General features: G+C 62.2%; 13 protein-coding genes. 6 read left to right on the top strand and 7 right to left on the bottom strand.

What is annotated here, in order from left to right:
- Positions 1 to 132: 132 nt before the first annotated feature.
- Positions 133 to 4,278, bottom strand: a complete 4,146-nt coding sequence (locus tag ACLH0I_RS15860; RefSeq protein WP_411384708.1) for a CheR family methyltransferase — start codon at positions 4,276 to 4,278, stop codon at positions 133 to 135.
- A gap of 151 nt (positions 4,279 to 4,429) precedes the next feature.
- On the bottom strand, positions 4,430 to 5,041 hold the full coding sequence (locus ACLH0I_RS15855) for a Yip1 family protein (RefSeq protein ID WP_411384707.1): 612 nt from the start codon (positions 5,039 to 5,041) through the stop codon (positions 4,430 to 4,432).
- A 167-nt stretch (positions 5,042 to 5,208) separates the two neighbouring features.
- On the opposite strand from ACLH0I_RS15855, the gene ACLH0I_RS15850 reads away from it, so the two are divergent.
- The 3 genes from ACLH0I_RS15850 to ACLH0I_RS15840 are packed head-to-tail and all read left to right on the top strand — an operon-like array spanning position 5,209 to position 6,694.
- Positions 5,209 to 5,709 carry a CinA family protein gene (locus tag ACLH0I_RS15850; protein ID WP_250965073.1) on the top strand — a complete coding sequence of 167 codons (501 nt, stop codon included), beginning with the start codon at positions 5,209 to 5,211 and terminating at the stop codon, positions 5,707 to 5,709.
- Between the two features lie 9 nt (positions 5,710 to 5,718).
- Positions 5,719 to 6,237, top strand: coding sequence for a hypothetical protein (locus tag ACLH0I_RS15845; RefSeq protein WP_411384706.1), 519 nt, complete (start codon positions 5,719 to 5,721; stop codon positions 6,235 to 6,237).
- Positions 6,238 to 6,244: 7 nt separating this feature from the next.
- Positions 6,245 to 6,694: a DUF421 domain-containing protein gene (locus ACLH0I_RS15840; RefSeq protein WP_186705687.1), complete on the top strand. Its 450-nt coding sequence runs from the start codon at positions 6,245 to 6,247 to the stop codon at positions 6,692 to 6,694.
- A gap of 201 nt (positions 6,695 to 6,895) precedes the next feature.
- Here the strand turns inward: ACLH0I_RS15840 and ACLH0I_RS15835 are convergent, their stop codons facing one another.
- Complete coding sequence (locus ACLH0I_RS15835; protein WP_411384705.1) at positions 6,896 to 7,753, bottom strand: SDR family oxidoreductase; 858 nt, start codon at positions 7,751 to 7,753, stop codon at positions 6,896 to 6,898.
- Between the two features lie 187 nt (positions 7,754 to 7,940).
- Between ACLH0I_RS15835 and ACLH0I_RS15830 the strand changes: the two genes are divergently transcribed.
- Complete coding sequence (locus ACLH0I_RS15830; protein ID WP_411384704.1) at positions 7,941 to 8,345, top strand: VOC family protein; 405 nt, start codon at positions 7,941 to 7,943, stop codon at positions 8,343 to 8,345.
- 175 nt (positions 8,346 to 8,520) lie between these two features.
- Here ACLH0I_RS15830 and ACLH0I_RS15825 read toward each other — a convergent pair whose 3' ends face one another.
- On the bottom strand, positions 8,521 to 9,669 hold the full coding sequence (locus ACLH0I_RS15825; protein WP_411384703.1) for a MalY/PatB family protein: 1,149 nt from the start codon (positions 9,667 to 9,669) through the stop codon (positions 8,521 to 8,523).
- Positions 9,670 to 9,849: 180 nt separating this feature from the next.
- Here ACLH0I_RS15825 and ACLH0I_RS15820 point away from each other — a divergent pair, with 180 nt between their 5' ends.
- Positions 9,850 to 11,361 (top strand): methyl-accepting chemotaxis protein, encoded by a 1,512-nt coding sequence (locus ACLH0I_RS15820; protein WP_411384702.1) that lies wholly within the window; start codon positions 9,850 to 9,852, stop codon positions 11,359 to 11,361.
- A 16-nt stretch (positions 11,362 to 11,377) separates the two neighbouring features.
- On the opposite strand, the gene ACLH0I_RS15815 is transcribed toward ACLH0I_RS15820, so the two are convergent.
- Positions 11,378 to 11,971 carry an NADPH-dependent FMN reductase gene (locus tag ACLH0I_RS15815; protein WP_411384701.1) on the bottom strand — a complete coding sequence of 198 codons (594 nt, stop codon included), beginning with the start codon at positions 11,969 to 11,971 and terminating at the stop codon, positions 11,378 to 11,380.
- Positions 11,968 to 12,822, bottom strand: coding sequence for a sterol desaturase family protein (locus ACLH0I_RS15810; protein ID WP_411384700.1), 855 nt, complete (start codon positions 12,820 to 12,822; stop codon positions 11,968 to 11,970). Before ACLH0I_RS15810 ends, ACLH0I_RS15815 begins: the two co-directional genes overlap by 4 nt.
- 67 nt (positions 12,823 to 12,889) lie before the next feature.
- On the opposite strand from ACLH0I_RS15810, the gene ACLH0I_RS15805 reads away from it, so the two are divergent.
- Complete coding sequence (locus ACLH0I_RS15805; protein ID WP_411384699.1) at positions 12,890 to 13,852, top strand: AraC family transcriptional regulator ligand-binding domain-containing protein; 963 nt, start codon at positions 12,890 to 12,892, stop codon at positions 13,850 to 13,852.
- Positions 13,853 to 13,978: 126 nt separating this feature from the next.
- On the opposite strand, the gene ACLH0I_RS15800 is transcribed toward ACLH0I_RS15805, so the two are convergent.
- Positions 13,979 to 16,219: a molybdopterin cofactor-binding domain-containing protein gene (locus ACLH0I_RS15800; RefSeq protein ID WP_411384698.1), complete on the bottom strand. Its 2,241-nt coding sequence runs from the start codon at positions 16,217 to 16,219 to the stop codon at positions 13,979 to 13,981.
- Positions 16,220 to 16,221: the final 2 nt, after the last annotated feature.

Here is a 16,221-nt window from a genome sequence, read left to right as displayed (position 1 = left end):
AGCAAGCTCGCTCCCACATTGGATCTTCAGCGGGCACGAAGTCCATGTACACCGTGAAATCTGTGGGAGCGAGCTTGCTCGCGATGAGGCCGGCACATCCAACATCTTTATTGCCTGAGAGCGCAGCCCGACTCAATAAACCTGCGAACGCAACAACTGCTCAATCGTATCAATCAGCTCATCATAGGCCACCGGCTTGCCAATATGCTGATCAAACCCCGACTGCCGGGACTTCTGCATATCCACCGATGCCCCATACCCCGTCAACGCAATGGCCGGAATGTGTTTGACATGGGGCAACTTGCGCAACGCCTGCATCAGCTCATGCCCGTTCATCACCGGCATGCCCAAATCCGAAATCACCACATCGAAACGGGCGTCCCGGGCGCTTTGCAAGGCCTCTTGCGGCAGGTCGAAAGCGAGGACCTGGGCGTCTTCCATCTCCAGCAGCAGTTTGAGGGTGTCCAGCACTTCGGGAGAGTCATCTACCAGTAGAACGGTCAGGCCGCTCAGACGGCCGGATTGCCCATTGCTGGGCGTTTGCTTGGCTTGTGGTTCTTCGAGCTTGCTCAAGGGCAAGCGAATGGTAAACGTGCAGCCCTTGCCCAACCCATCGGACTTGACCTCCACGCTGCCGCCATGGGCCTCGGTCAACTGCCGCACCAAGGACAGGCCGATGCCCAGGCCTTCGCGTTGATGGGTCGCGTGTTGGGTCTCGGCCTGGCCGAACAGGTCGAACACTTCGTTCAAATGCTCGGCCTCGATGCCCACGCCGGAGTCCTTGACGTCCAGTCGCGCCATGCTGCCGTCCCTGCTGGCGATCAACTGCACGCGGCCACCGTTTGGGGTGAACTTCAGGGCATTGTTCACCAGGTTCCAGATGACCTGCTCCAGCCGGGTCGGGTCGGCGTTGACGATCAGCTCGCCGGGCCCCTCGGGCAATTCCAGGGTCACCTTGTTCGGGTGATTGTCATTGATCACCACCGTGTAGATATCCTGGAGCACCCGGCCCAAGTCCACGGCCTGGCGCTTGAGCTTGAGCTTGCCGGTGCGCACCCGGGCCACGTCCAGCAGGTCATCGATGATCCGTGCCTGGCTGGCCACGGCGTCACAGATGGTGTTGACGGCCTTGGCCGCGGCGCTGACGGTCTTGGTCACTGGCAAACGCCGCAACAACTCGGCGTTGAGCTGGATGAGGTTCAGCGGATGCTTGAGTTCGTGGGACATGACCGCGAAGAACTCGTCCTTCAGGTGGCTGGTGTTCTGGGTTTCCATCAGCCGTTGGGTCTGTTCCTCGTGCAGGCGCTTGTGCCCGGTCAGGTCGCGGGCGATTTTCACGTAGCCCTGCTGGTGGTCGCCTTGTAGCAAGGTGACCTCGCCACTGCAGAAGAAGCGGCTGCCGTCCTTGCGCAGGTGCCAGCGCTCGTCCTCGCTACGCCCGTTGGTCCGGGCCAGCCTCAATTCGTTTTCCGGCACGCCGTCGGCGCGGTCCTGGGGCGAGAAGATGAAGTCGTAATAGGCGCCCTCGGCTTCGGCCTTGGAATGGCCGAAAATCAATTCGGCCCCGGTGTTCCAGCGGGTGATCACGCCATGTTCATCCAGCAGGATGATCGCGTAGTCCCGGGTGCTTTCGGCCACCAGTCGCATGCGTTCTTCTCCCAGGCGCAATTCTTCCTCGGCCGCCCGGCGCTTGCTGATGTCGATGAAGGTCAACACCGTGCCGTCGATGTGGTCCTCGCTGGAGCGGTACGGCAGCAGCCGGGCGATGTACCAGCGGCCGTCGTTGCTGCTGACTTCCCGTTCGATCATGTTCAAGGACTCGAACACTTGCGTGGCGTCCGAAGCCATGTCGGCGTAATCCAGGCGATGGGTGATGTCCAGCAGCGAGCGGCCGGTGTCCACCGGCAGCATGCTGAAGATCTCCGTGGCCCTTGGCGTGAACCACTTGATGCGCACGCTGCGGTCGACGAACACCGTGGCGATGTCGGTGGAGGCGATCAGGTTGGTGAGGTAGTCGTTGATCTTGTCGGTTTCTTCGACCTTGGTCTTGAGCTCGTAATTGACCGTCAGCAGTTCTTCATTGATCGACTGAAGCTCTTCCTTGCTGGTCTCCAGCTCTTCGGTGGCCGAGCGCAACTCTTCGTTGATCGCCTGCATTTCCTCATTGGAGGCCTTGAGTTCCTCGCTGGAGACTTCGGCCTGCTCGATGGTGTCCTGCAGATGCAGTTTGGTGCGCTGCAGTTCCCGTTCAAGGTTGGAGAGGACCTGGTTCTCGGTCTGGTCGGTGTTGGATTCAAGCTGTTCGGCCGCGTCGACTTCCATCTCATCGAACACCACCAGGACAAAGTCACCGTCGGACTGGTCGTCGCGATAGGGCTGGGCCAGCAGATCCACCAGGAACCGTCGGCCATTCCGCTCGAGGTTGACCTGGCGCGACTTGACCGCCTGGCCACTTTGGTTGACCTGGAACAGCGTGGTGCGGATTTCCAGGCGCAACTGCGGATTGATCAGCGTCAGCAGGTTGCGCGACATCTCGCCGCCGACATGGCGCAGGAAGCGACCGGCGCTTTCGGACATGTGCAGGATATCGGCATTGGCGTCGACGATCATGCTCGGCGGCGCAGAGCGTTCGATGGCGCGCAGGTGGATGTCGGCAAACGACACCTTGCGTATCGGGGGGGCCAGGGGCGTCGTCGGGGAGGCCGTCGTGCGCACATAACCGCCGCGAGGCATGGTCGGTGTACGGCGGCTGCTGGCGGTGCCGTACTTGCTGCGGAAGATCCGGTTGCGCTTGTCCACTGGCGTAAACAGCTCATGGCAGGCATCGGCCGACTCCGACGAACCGAGGAACAGATAGCCCCCCGGTCGCAGGGCGAAGTGGAACATTTGCAGGATTTCGCGCTGGACCTCGCGGTCGAGGTAGATCAGCAGGTTGCGGCAGACGATCAGGTCGATCTGCGAGAACGGCGGATCCGACAGCAGGTTGTGCTTGGCGAACAGCACCCGCTCGCGGATCTCCTTGCGCACGCGGTAGTTGTGGCCATCCTTAAGGAAGTATTGACGCAGCCGGGTCGGGGGCACGTCGGTAATGATCGCCTCAGGGTAAGCGCCGTTACGGCCCGCAGTAATGGCACGTTCATCGATGTCGGTGGCAAACACTTGCAGCTTGGCGGGACTGGCGTCGAGCACCAGTTGATCGCTGACCAGCATCGCCAGGGTATAGGCCTCTTCGCCGGTGGAGCAGCCCGCCGACCACAGGCGTATCTCCTCGGAAGCGACGCTGCCGGGCTCGACGGGTTGGAGCAGGCTGGGCAGCACATCCCGCTCCAGGGCTTCGAATGCTTCACGGTCACGAAAGAAGTTGGTCACGCCGATCAGCAGGTCGCCGAGCAAGGACTTGGTTTCATCCGGATGGTTCTGCAGGTAGCTGTAGTAGGAGGGCAAATCCGCCTGGGCAGTGACCTGCATCCGCCGTTCGATACGGCGCAGCACCGTGGCGCGTTTGTAGTGCTTGAAATCATGGCCGGTACCGGCGCGCAGTTGCACCAGAATGTCGTGCAGTGACTGCTCGGCCGCGGCGGCCTCGCGCTCGGAGGTCGGCGGTTGGGTGTGAATTTCCGGGTCATTGGCGGTGGGCAAGCGGATTGCCTGGGAGTTGTGCCACAGCTCCAGGAGCTTTTGCGGTATTTCCGCCACTGGCAGCACCAGATCGACCATCTGGGTATCGATGGCCGCCCGGGGCATGCCATCGAACTCGGCATCTTCAGGGGACTGGGCGATCGTCACGCCGCCTTGTTCCTTGATCCTCGACAGGCCCACGGCGCCGTCGGAGCCGGTGCCCGACAACACCAGGCAAAAAGCCCTTTCCTTGTGTACATCCGCCAAGTCGCGGAAAAACAGGTCGATGGCCACGTGCCCGCCCTGGCGGGGTTCGGCCGGGGCGACACGCAGATAGCCGTCATTCATGTGCAGGCTTTGGGCGGGGGAAATCACGTAGACGTGGTTCTTGCGGATCGGCACCGTTTCGGTGACCTGCAGCACCGGCATCTTGGTCGTTTCCTGGATGATCTTGCCGGCCAGGCTCTGATGGTCCGGCGCCAGGTGCAGGACGATGACGAACGCCATGCCGTTGTCCTTGGGCATGTGCTCGAAAAACTGCTTGATGGCCTGCAAGCCGCCAGCCGAAGCGCCGATTCCCACCACCGGGAAGTTCAGGTCACTGGGGCTCAGCTCTCGTCGCTGTGGCACGTTGGGAGAGCGTTTGCTGGATGATGGCATAAATCCGTGGCCTTAAAGGGCGGGGCAATCCAGTCCCGCCACATCAAATTCAGGGGGCAAAAACTCGCAGGATAGTCCGGTTGCACGAAGATTGCGAAGACCGGGCACTGCAAAGCCGCCGTCACCGGCATTGTGCGCCCCGAAAACGCCCTCAGCCCACCGGCACACGCAGATATTCCGGCTGCAGGTAGTTGAACCAGAGCAGGATCATTTCCACCAGGATCGTCACCAGGACCAGCAAACCGACGCCCCAGACACTTGCCGAATACAGCAGGCCCTGTTCTTTCTTGAGACCCATGAACTTGGGCAATCCGACGAACAGCAGGAAGGTCGAGTAGGCCGACGCCAGCAATAACACCGCCACGGCCAGCCAGCGGCTCGGATACAACCCGAAAATCCCGGCCAGGAAGTAGGGCGTGGCTGTGTAGGCGGCGAAACCGATGCATTGGTTGACCGTCGGACGCACCTCGAAGGTGCGGGACATCCAGCGGATGAACAGCCCCATCAGCGTGACGCCGACCACGATGGTCAGGTACAGCAACGCACACAGCTGGAACGCGCTGGCGCTGCTGAGTCGTACCGTTTCGTTTTCGGCCAGGCTCCAACCGGTCCAAGTGGTGCCGATGAACAGGCACACCGCCGGGATCAGCGCGAGCAACAGCAAGTGAGCCAGGTAGTGGCGTGGATGCGCCTGTTCCTGTTCGCGAATGTCGGCCCAGGCGAACTCAGGATGCGTGAACAGTTTGACGAAAGGTGCAGACATGACGACCTCCTGATCAGGACGGCCTCTGCATGAGGCCCATGTAGGTTTGAGGTACGGCTACAGACAGGGGTTTCATTTATTTCCAGGATCTGGCTGACGGTGCGATAAAGGGAATGAATCAAAACGGCAGGGGTCAACCCAACAGCATCCCTGAAGGACCGTTTGCCATGACTGTTGCCCAAACCCTGGTTGATTATCTGCGCGAACATGACCTGCGCCTGACCACGGCCGAATCCTGCACCGCCGGGCAGATTGTCACGCTGCTGGCCGAGGTGCCCGGCAGTGGTTCACTGATCGAAAGTGGCTATGTGGTGTATTCCCCTGAAGCCAAGCAGCGCTTGCTCGGTGTCAGCCCACGCACCATCGAGACGTTCAATCTCACCAGTCGGGAAGTCGCCGAGGAGATGGCTCTTGGTGCCTTGCGCGATGCCAATGCCAACGTAGCAGTGGCGACCACCGGCCTGCTCGGGCCAGAGGATAAGGACGGTATTCCCGCCGGCACCGTCTGTTTTGCCTGGGCGTTCGAGGTGAACGGCCAGCGCGCCTTGTTCAGTCGCCGCGAGCGGTTCTTCGGCAACCGCAGCCAAGTGCAATTGTGGGCCGCCGAATACGTGTTGCAGCAATTGCCCACTTTTCACCACCGCGCCGTGGCGGGTGAGCGTCGATAGGGGCCGACCATGACCGATCAAGACGAGCAGGACGATCACCGCAGCCGCCAATTCCCGGTGCGCGAAGACATGGTCTTCCAGCACAAGGTCTGGCGTTTTGAGCGAGTGGGCTGGTACGTATTGGTGCTGCTGGTGATCCTGAGCTTGCTCGGCCTGTTTTCCCGAGGCCCGTTGAGCGACCGGGAGTTGTACAGCAGCGACGGTAGCCTGGGCGTTGAATACCAGGCGTTCCACCGCAACGGCTCCGCGAATGCCATGACCATCCGGCTCAAGGGCCAACCCAACGCCGTGCTGGAAGTGGCGTTGGGCGGCGATTGGCTGGAAGGTTTCGAGGTGCAAGCGCTGCAACCGCCACCGATGCGTTCGGCGGGCGCGGGGCAGGGCATGACGCTCTGGGTCCAAGCGGACAAGCAAGGCCAAGCCAGCCTGTATCTGTCATTGCTCGGCGAAGGGTTCGGCACCTATCACAGCCGCATCGCCACCCCTGGCGGTGCCACGGTCAGTTTCAAACAGTTCATATTTCCTTAGGTGACTTATGGATTCGGTACTGCGAGCCGCCGCGTTGTATGCGGCATTGATGGTGTTGTTCAAGATCGCCGGACGGCGTTCCCTGGCCGAGATCACCACGTTCGACTTCGTGTTGTTGATGATCATCGGCGAGGCCACTCAACAGGCGCTGTTGGGCGATGACTTCTCGATGACTAACGCGCTGATGGTGATCGTGACGCTGATTGCCATCGATGTCGGTTTTTCATTGCTCAAGCTGCGCTCCCAATGGGTTTCACGGCTGATCGATGGCGGCCCGACCATCATCGTCGAGGACGGGCGCATCCTCCGTGGTCGGATGCGCCATGCGCGGTTGATCGAGGCGGACATCATGGAGGCCGCGCGCTCCAGCCAAGGCATCGAGACCCTGGAGCAAATCAAGTTTGCGATTATCGAGCGTAACGGGAAGATTTCGGTGATTGCCAAGGAGCCGTCCTGAGCACCGTCACTAGACACTTTTTGTGGCAAGGGGGCTGTTGTGGCGAGGGAGCTTGCTCCCGCTGGGTCGCGAAGCGGCCCCCAACGACCAGACAACTCGGTGTTGGCAAGAATTGAGGGGCTGCTTCGCAGCCCAGCGGGAGCAAGCTCCCTCGCCACAGGTAAAACACAGGTAAAACGCAGGTAAAACACTGCGCTTTGCTTAAAGCATCGGCTTGCCCCCGGTAATCCCATAACGGGCCCCGGTGATGTAGCTGGCTTCGTCCGAGGCCAGCAGCACATAGATCGGCGCCACCTCAACCGGCTGGCCAGGACGGCCAAGGGGTGTCTGGGCGCCGAAATTCTGCACTTCTTCCTCGGGCATGGTCGCCACGATCAGCGGCGTCCAGATCGGTCCCGGCGCCACGCTGTTCACCCGGATGCCCTTGGGCCCGAGCATTTGCGCCAGGCCGCCGGTGAAGTTGGCGATGGCGCCCTTGGTGGTGGCATAGGCCAGCAGCGTCGGCTTGGGCATGTCGGAGTTGACCGAGGTGGTGTTGATGATCGAGCCACCGGACTTCATGTGCGGCACGGCGGCCTGGCAGATCCTGAACATCGCCGTGATATTGATATCGAAGGTGCGCACCCATTCCTCGTCGGGAATCTCCTCGAGGGTTTCGTGGGTCATCTGGAACGCGGCGTTGTTGACCAGGATGTCGATATGCCCGAAGCGGGCGACGGTTTCATCGACGATCTTGCGGCACAGGCCTTTGTCCGCCAGGTCACCGGGCAGCAACAGGCACTGGCGTCCGGCTTGTTCGACCCAGCGCGCGGTTTCCTTGGCGTCTTCGTGCTCGTCCAGGTAGGCAATCGCCACGTCCGCGCCTTCACGGGCGAAGGCTATGGCGACGGCGCGACCGATGCCGCTGTCGGCGCCGGTGATCAGGGCGATCTTGTTCGCCAGGCGTCCGGAGCCGGTGTAGCTCTGTTCACCGCAGTCCGGGTACGGGTCCATTTTGCGCTGGGTGCCGGGTACCGGCTGGCTTTGTTTCGGAAAAGGCGGGAAAGGGTAGTCGGCCATTGTCGTTCTCCAGTTGGGTTGCGATGGAGGGTGGACTTTGGGGGTTCGGGCGGAGTTCGGTCGGATTGTCCGGTCAGTCGATGAGCGTAACGAGGGCTGTTTCGTCGGCGAACAGACTGCATTGGGCGAACATTGGAGGCCGCGGTATTCTCCAACCCACGTACGGATTTGAAAGAGGAGCAGGGCCATGTTCAGCCACATCCAGATCGGCGCCCGCGACCTGCCGAAAATGGTCGCTTTTTATGACGCAGTCCTCGGCTGCCTGGGACTGGAGCGCATGGAGAGCGAAAACGACTCGGGCCCGCCGGGGGAAGGCTGGCGTCAGCCGGGCAAGCACTGGCCCCAGGTGTTTGTCCAACTGCCGTTCAACGGCTTGCCCGCGACCTGGGGCAATGGCATGCAAGTGAGCTTCGCCGCCGACTCCCCGCAAACCGTCCGCGCCACCTGGGAGCAGGCGATGGCCATGGGCGGTACCGACGAAGGCCCACCCGGCCCGCGGCCGCAATATTGCGAAGGCTATTTCGGTGCATATTGCCGCGATCCGGAGGGGAACAAGCTGTGTTTTGTTTATGCGCCGGATATGCAGGAATAGAGCACCGATACAACGCGGCGCAGAAGCCCCTGTGGCGAGGGAGCTTGCTCCCGCTGGGCTGCGCAGCAGCCCCCTCAATTCTCACCAACACCGAGTTGTGTGGTCGTTGGGGGCCGCTTCGCGACCCAGCGGGAGCAAGCTCCCTCGCCACATGGGATCTGCGTCGCCGGTTGGATCAACCCCTGGCTTTCAGGCTGCGCTCCATCCGCGCAATCCCTTCCTCCAGCAGCGCCTGCGGGCAGCCGAAGTTCAGGCGCACGAACTGCCCGGCATCGTCACCAAAATCCAGCCCGGCACTGAGCCCGACCTTGGCTTCCTTCAAGAAGAATCCTTGCGGGTCATCCAGCGCCAAGCCTGAACAATCCAGCCAGGCCAGGTAAGTGCCCTGGGGCACGGTCATGGTGATGCCCGGCAGGCGAGTGTTCACCGCCTCGACCAGGTAATTACGGTTGGCTTGCAGGTAGGCTTTGAGGGCTTCCAGCCACGGGCCGGCCTCGCTGTAGGCCGCGCGGGTCGCTTCCAGGCCCAGGGCATTGACGCTGTCGACCATGCCTGCCCGGGCGCTGTTGACCCGTTCGCGCAGCTTGGCGTTCTGGATGATCGCGAACGAGGTTTTCAGCCCCGCGATGTTGTAGGCCTTGCTGGCGGACATCAGGGTGATGGTGCGCTCGGCAATCTCGGGGCTGAGGGACGCAGTCGGTATGTGCACGCGACCGTCGAAGCACAGTTCGGCATGGATCTCGTCGGAGATGATCCAGGCGTCCTGCGCCAGGCAAATGTCGGCCACGGCCTGGAGTTCTTCACGCTCGAACACTTTGCCCAGCGGGTTGTGGGGATTGCTCAGCAACAAGGCGCCGCCGCCCTGCAACGCTTCGCGCAACGCGGCCAACGGCGTATGGAACTCACCGTTGACCGGGGTGAACGGCAATTCCACTTTGTTCAACTGCCAGTGACCAGGGGCGTGGCGCAGCGGCGGGTAGTTGGGCACCTGCACCACGACGTTCTGCCGGGGTTCCACCAAGGCATGCAGCGCCATGTTGAAACCTGGCTCGACGCCGGGCAGGAACACGATCTGCTGAGGCTCGACGCGCCAGGCGTACTTGCTCCACAGGTCAGCCGTGATGGCTGCACGCAGATCGTCCTGGGCGACGCTGTAGCCGAGCATCGGATGTTCGAGGCGCTTGTGCAGTGCGTCGATGACCATCGGCGGGGCGGCGAAGTCCATGTCGGCCACCCACATCGGCAACACATCCGCCGGGTAGCGGCTCCATTTGGTACTGCCGGTGCCGTGGCGCTCCAATACCGTGTCGAAATCGAAAGTCATGGGGGTTCCATCAGTCAGTCATGAGATGGCGGACATCATAAAGCAAAGGCCGCTGAGAAAAGCTTGGTGGCGCAGTGCCACTAATTGATGATAATCAGTTAAAGTTCCCTCTCGAAACGCCGCTAAGCCATTTACGGCATTTGGTAACGGACCTCCAAGTCTTTGAAAAGGACGACCCCCATGACATCGCCCGTGCGCTTTAACGACCACCACCGTAAAGCCGACCGCATCATGCTGGGGCTGCTTTGGCTGGCGCTGCTGTATTCCCTGGGCCTGGCCTTCCTGCACTCGACGTTCACCCAGGCGTTGCTGGTGGGGGCGACCACCTGCGTGGCGAGCACCGGGCTTTATCGCGTCCTGGCGGGCACGCGGGCCATGCGCTGCGTCATTGCGGTGGCGTTGATGGTCATGGCGGCGCTGCATATCAACCAGACCCACGGCGTGACCGAGTTCCACTTCGGGATCTTCGTGCTGCTGGCCGTGTTGACGTTCTACCGTGACTGGCTGCCGATTGTCGTGGCCGCCGCCACCATCGCGGTTCATCACCTCAGTTTTCACTGGCTTCAACACCAGGGTTATCCGGTGTTCGTCATGGAGACTCACGGCGGCTGGTCGATGATCTTCCTCCACGCGTTCTACGTGGTGGTGGAAAGCGTGATCCTGATTTACCTGGCGAACCAGAGCCTGGCCGACGCCACGGAAAACCAGGAGGTGCTCGACAAGGTATTGGCAGCGGCCGCTCAGTTGAGCCATGACACCGACAGGCAGCGCGGTGAGGGCGTCAAGGTTTCTTCGAGCGAGCGTTTCGATCATTTCCTCCAACAGGTCACCCAACTGGTGGACGGTGTGGTGCGCGACACCCGCAACCTCTCGGACCTGGGCCAGGACTTGTCCCAGGTTGGCCAGACCCTGGAAACCGGCGCCCGCCACCAACTCGACGAAGTGGCGCAGATGAGCGGTGCGATTGGCCATCTGGTCCAAGCCATGGAGAACATCGCCGGCCACGTCGACCAGACCTTGCAGCGTGCCGGCCAGGCCAATGAGCAGGTCAACCGCGGACGCAGCACGGTTGACCAGACCCGGGAAGAGATCGTCGAGCTGGCAGGGCGCATCAACCTGACCAACGACACCGTGCAGGTGCTGGCCGAGCAGGCCCAGCAAATCGGCCAGGTGCTGGATGTGATCAACGGCATCGCCGAGCAGACCAACCTGCTGGCCCTCAACGCCGCCATCGAAGCCGCCCGTGCCGGCGATCAGGGCCGCGGGTTCGCGGTTGTGGCCGACGAGGTCCGCACCCTGTCACAAAAGACCTCGACGTCCACCACCGAGATTCAACAGATCATCGCCAAGCTGCAACAAGGCAGCCGCCAGGCCGCCGCCGCGATGCAAGACAGCCGCGACGGGGTAGAACGCTGCGTGTCCGCCAGCCAAATGGCTTCGCAACTGTTGCATGCCGTGGTCGAAGACATCGCCGTGATCAACCATTTCAACGACCTGATTGCCAGCACCACCCAGGAGCAATCCCAGGCGTCGATCGGCATTAGCCAGCGTCTGCAAAGCGTGCAGGCCGTAGCCGAACGCAACGCCGACAACATCGGCGTCCTGACCCGCAGCAGCCAATGCTTGCCACCGTTGGCGGAGCGATTGGCGGTGCTGGGGCAGGCGTTTCATGGGAAATCCGGGGTGGCCTGAGCGCAGGACTTACCGCCTACATACCGGTAGAAAACGCCGGAGGCTGTTCAAGGGCCCGCCTGATCTCGCGACATGCAACGTCGTACTGGCTGAGCAGGCGCAACGCCCAATCAGCACGTTCGCGAATGCGCTTGTCGTCTTCGTTGGCCGGCGCCTGGTCATTGAACATCGATTCCACGTTTCGAATGATCAGGTGTTCAGGCAAATAAAGGAGCCGGCAATTCTTGTAACTCGACGCACGCAACTCGGCGATCGGGTACGCGCCGCCCAGGCCCGCCGAGACACCCACCAACAGCGCGGGTTTGTGCCCGAGCTCGCTGATCCCCGCGTACAGGAAGAAGTTCTTCAGCGCCGGGCAGGCCATGCCGTTCCATTCCGGACTGATCACGATCAGCGCCGTCGCTTTGGCAAGGATCGCTTGTTGAGCGGGCCACAGCTGGTCGCGGTCTTGTTCCGGCCAAAGCGGCAGTCGGCTGGTGGCCAAGTCAATCAAGTCGCTGGCCTCCCACAGGTTCAGATCTGTCAGTCGCTGTCGCAGATGATTTGCCACTTTGAGCGACTGGCTGCCCGCCCGATTGGAACCCGACAGCACGACGATACGGCGGCTCACGGCGTCACCTCCGGTTGGACGCGGGTCTTGGGCGCGGTACGGCGAGCGCGTACGACGGGCCAGAACAATTCTTCTTGCCAACTGATCGGCGACAGATGCTCGATGCCGTAGGCCGGCGGACGTCGGCGCGTGATCTTTGCGGTCCCAAACAAGACGTCCCATAGAAACAGCAGGTTGCCGAAGTTGCCTTTGTAATGGGTGACACCGTCCTCGGCCGTCAAGCCATGGTGGGCCGAGTGGGTGGCCGGGGTCGAAATCGTCCGCTCCAGGATCCAGACCAGGGGCCGCAACACGCGAACGCCATACAATTTGTCATCCCAGGCCACGCTGCTGTGCGCGGCGAAAATGACGGTCATCTTGATGATCAAATAGACGTAGTAGACCGGCGCAAGGCCCAGGTAGATCAGCATGCCGGACAGCCAGATACCGGGCATGAGCAGGTAGTAGAAGCTGTTGTTGCGGTAAACGATCCGGACACTCATGTAGGGCGCGGAGTGATGGGCACGATGCAGTGCGTAGAGGGCGGGCACCCGGTGGGTCAGGCGATGCCACCAGTATTGCGTCATGTCGTCCAGCAGCAGGAACAACACGAAACCCGCGGCCCAAGGGATTGCCACCAGCGCATCCTTCATCTGCGGGGCAGCCAGGCCGAGCAGCTTGCCGCTCAGCCACATGACAGCAGGGAAGGTGATTGCCACCAGGATCCCGGAGCCGATGACTTCAATCAGTACGTCACGCCTGCCGGCCGATGACTGGCGCAAGGCCGAGCAAGCAAGTTCCAGCAGAATGAAGGCGAGGAATATCCCGGCCACGACAGCGGAAGGATTATTGGCGAGCATTGTTGTATTCATGGCACTCTCGATTAAGGCCCCAGCGGGCAATGCCATTTCATTAGAAGCCAGCGAGCCAGCCCTCCCAATGCGCGAAACGGACAGAATCGAGCGAGAAGCGGTCAATCGCTCACCCCAACGCTTTCACCGGGGCAAATTGGGCCAGGTGCTGGAGCGTTTCCTGGACAGTCATGCGGGCGGGAAGCACAAGGACTACAACCTGATCGAACTGGATCAGCTCTGGCGCGAGGCTGCACGGGTCGATCCGGCGATCGGCTTGAACTTGTTCGGGTTATTCACGCCGCAGGACTGGCACGTCCTGGCCTACCTTTGCCTGTACAGTCCTGACGTCCTCTCGGCCATGCAGCTCTGGGCGCGGTACGCACCGCTGGCCGCTGACACCGACACGGTGCGCTTGGTCAATGATGAGAACGGCCTGGGGGTCGAGTTGAATGTCGACGCGCCGGGTGATCTGGCGCGGTATGTAGTCGAGCACTACGGCGTGATGGCCATTACACAACTACGACAAGGAACGGGGAGGGACGTACAACCGGTTCTCGCCCAATTCGCCCATTCGCGACCCTCGTACTACCTCCAGTACAGCCACTGGTTCGGCGACCGTGTCGAGTTCGATTGCACGGTCAACTGTTTCTACTTCGATGCCCCCAGCACACGTCTGCCGATGCAAACGCGTCATCACGGACTGCTGGAGCTGCTGACTCAGGAACTCGACCGTCGGTTGGCCACGCATCGCCACTTCAGCGGTTGGTCGGCCCGGCTCGCCGAGGGCGTTCGACAATCGCTGGCCAAAGGCGAGACGCCGACGTTGGTGGATCTGGCGCACGCGCTGCACCAGACGCCCAGGACGCTGCGCCGGCGCCTTGAAGAACAAGGCACGACCTTCAGGCAATTGCTCGACCAGGTGCGCGCCGAACTGGAGCAACTCTTGGAAATGCAAGGCGAACCTATAGCGCAGATCGCCGCCCAACTGGGCTACAGCGATACGACCGCCTATCTGCATGCACGAAACCGGTGGCGTGCGGTGAAGTAAGCCACTCCGCGTATTGCAGGCGTGTGCACATCGTGGCGAGGGAGCTTACTCCCGCCGGGGTGCGAAGCGCCCCCAAAACCCGTGGGGCGGTCAACCTGGCGCACCACGTTGACCGCTCCACGCCCATCACGCCAATTTGAACGGCAACTCACGCAACGGTTTACCCGTCAGGCTCGCCACCGCGTTGGCAAAAGCCGGGGCCAACGCTGGCAGGCCGGGTTCGCCCATTCCCGTGGGTGGCTCGGCGCTGGGCACGATGTGGACGGCGAATTCCGGCATGTCGGTAATGCGCGGCACGCTGAAGTCGGCAAAATTGCTCTGCTGCACCACGCCGTCCTTCAGGGTGACGGCGCCACCGGGCAGGCACATCGACAAGCCCATCAGCGCCGCGCCCTGGACCTGGGCCTCGACGCTGCGTGGGTTGACGACCAGGTTGCAGTGCACGCCGGCGGTCACGTTGTGCAGCACCGGACGGCCATCCTGTACCGAGGCTTCGACCACGTAGGCCACCACCGAACTGAACGACTCGTGGACCGCCACGCCCCAGGCACGGCCCGCCGCTAGCTGGCGCTTGCCGTACTCGCTCTTGTCCACGGCCAACTGCAGCGCTTCGCGATGGCGTGGGCTCTGGTCGCCAAACAACTTCATCCGGTACGCCACCGGATCCTGTTTGGTGGTGCGGGCGATCTCGTCGATCAACGTCTCCATCACAAACGCCGTATGGGTGGAGCCCACGCTGCGCCACCACAATACGGGCACGTTGAGCTTGGGATGATGAACTGTCAGGCGCATGGGCAGCGGATAGGGATTGCGCATGCCCTCGGTGGCGGTCGGGTCGATGCCGTTCTTCACCCGCCCGCCAAATACGGTACCGGTGATGATCGATTGGCCCACCAAGGCGTGATCCCAGGCGAGGACCTTGCCGCTGTCGTCAAAACCGATACGCGCACGGTGCAGATGCATGGGGCGGTAGTAGCCGCCCTTGATGTCGTCTTCCCGGCTCCAAAGGGTGCGGATAGGGGCATTGACGCCCGCCGTGCGAGCGGCCTTGGCGACTTCGCAGGCCATTACCACGAAATCGTTGGTGGGCACGCCGCGCCGGCCAAAGCCACCGCCAGCGGTCTGTACGTTGACCTGGATCTGCTCGGGCTTGAGGTCCAGTACCTTGGCGGCCGCAGCACCGTCGCCGCCGGGGAACTGCGTGCCGACCCACAGTTGAGCGCTGTCCTGGGCGAGTTGCACCGTGCAGTTCAGGGGCTCCATCGGGGCGTGGGCGAGGTAGGGAAACACGAACTCGGCGTCCAGTTGATGCGGTGCGCTGGCCAGCGGCGTCATATCGGCATCGAAGTGCAACGGGCCGGGCTGGCTGGCCAGCTCGCGGTATTGAGCCAGTTGTTTTTCGCTGTCGACTTTTTCCACGGTAGAAGTGTTCCATTCCACCTTCAGTGCATCCCGGGCCAATTTCGCCTGCCAGTAACCGTCGGCGACCACGGCGACACCTTCGGCGCCGCCGTCCAGCGGCACGCGCAACACGGCTTTGACGCCTTTCGTGGCCCGCGCGGCGCTGTCATCCAGGGAGGCAATCCTGGCGCCGAACACCGGTGGTCGAGCGACGACCGCCGTGAGCTGCCCCGGCAGGTGCATGTCGATGCCGAAATCCTGTTGGCCGCTGCTCTTGGCCTTGGCATCGATGCGGGTGGTGGCCTGGCCGATGATGCGGAAATCCTTGGGATCCTTGAGCGTGATCTGCTCAGGCACAGGCATCGCCATGGCGGCTTCGGCCAGTTCGCCGTAGCTCGCCTTGCGGCCCTCGGGCCCGAGTACCATGCCGGCCTGTGTACGCAGGCTCGCCACGTCCACATTCCAGCGGGCGGCAGCCGCACTCAACAGCATGGCGCGCGCACGGGCGCCGAGTTCGCGGTACTGGGTGTAGCTGTTCTTGATTGTGTTGGAACCACCGGTGAGGTGAATGCCGAAGGCCGGGTCCATGTAGGCGGCGTCGTTGCTGCCGTTGCGACTGCGCACCAGGCTCCAGTCGGCATCCAGTTCCTCGGCGAGAATCATCGGCAGGCCGGTCTGTACGCCCTGGCCGAACTCCAAGCGGTTGATGGTCACCGTGACTTCGCCATTGGGCGCGATCTGGACGAATGAAGAGGGTTGCTGGGTCGGCTTGAGCGACGTTGCCGCGGCGCCATTGGCCTCCTGCGCCAAGGCCAGGTGCGGGAACGCGCCCAAGGCCAGCCCGCCGATGCCGACGATCTTGAGAAAACTGCGCCGGGGCAGGGCTGCTGGGCCATCAACCTCGCCGCGTTCGAGCATCTGTTGCAAGGCGCGGGGGAGCTCGTTCGGGAATATCTCGTTCAACATGG

The organism is Pseudomonas sp. MPB03, assembly GCF_046605385.1.
Taxonomy (GTDB): Bacteria; Pseudomonadota; Gammaproteobacteria; order Pseudomonadales; family Pseudomonadaceae; genus Aquipseudomonas; species Aquipseudomonas zanjanensis.
The sequence above is the reverse complement of the archived record's forward strand: the minus strand, read 5'-3'. Positions and strand labels throughout refer to the sequence as shown.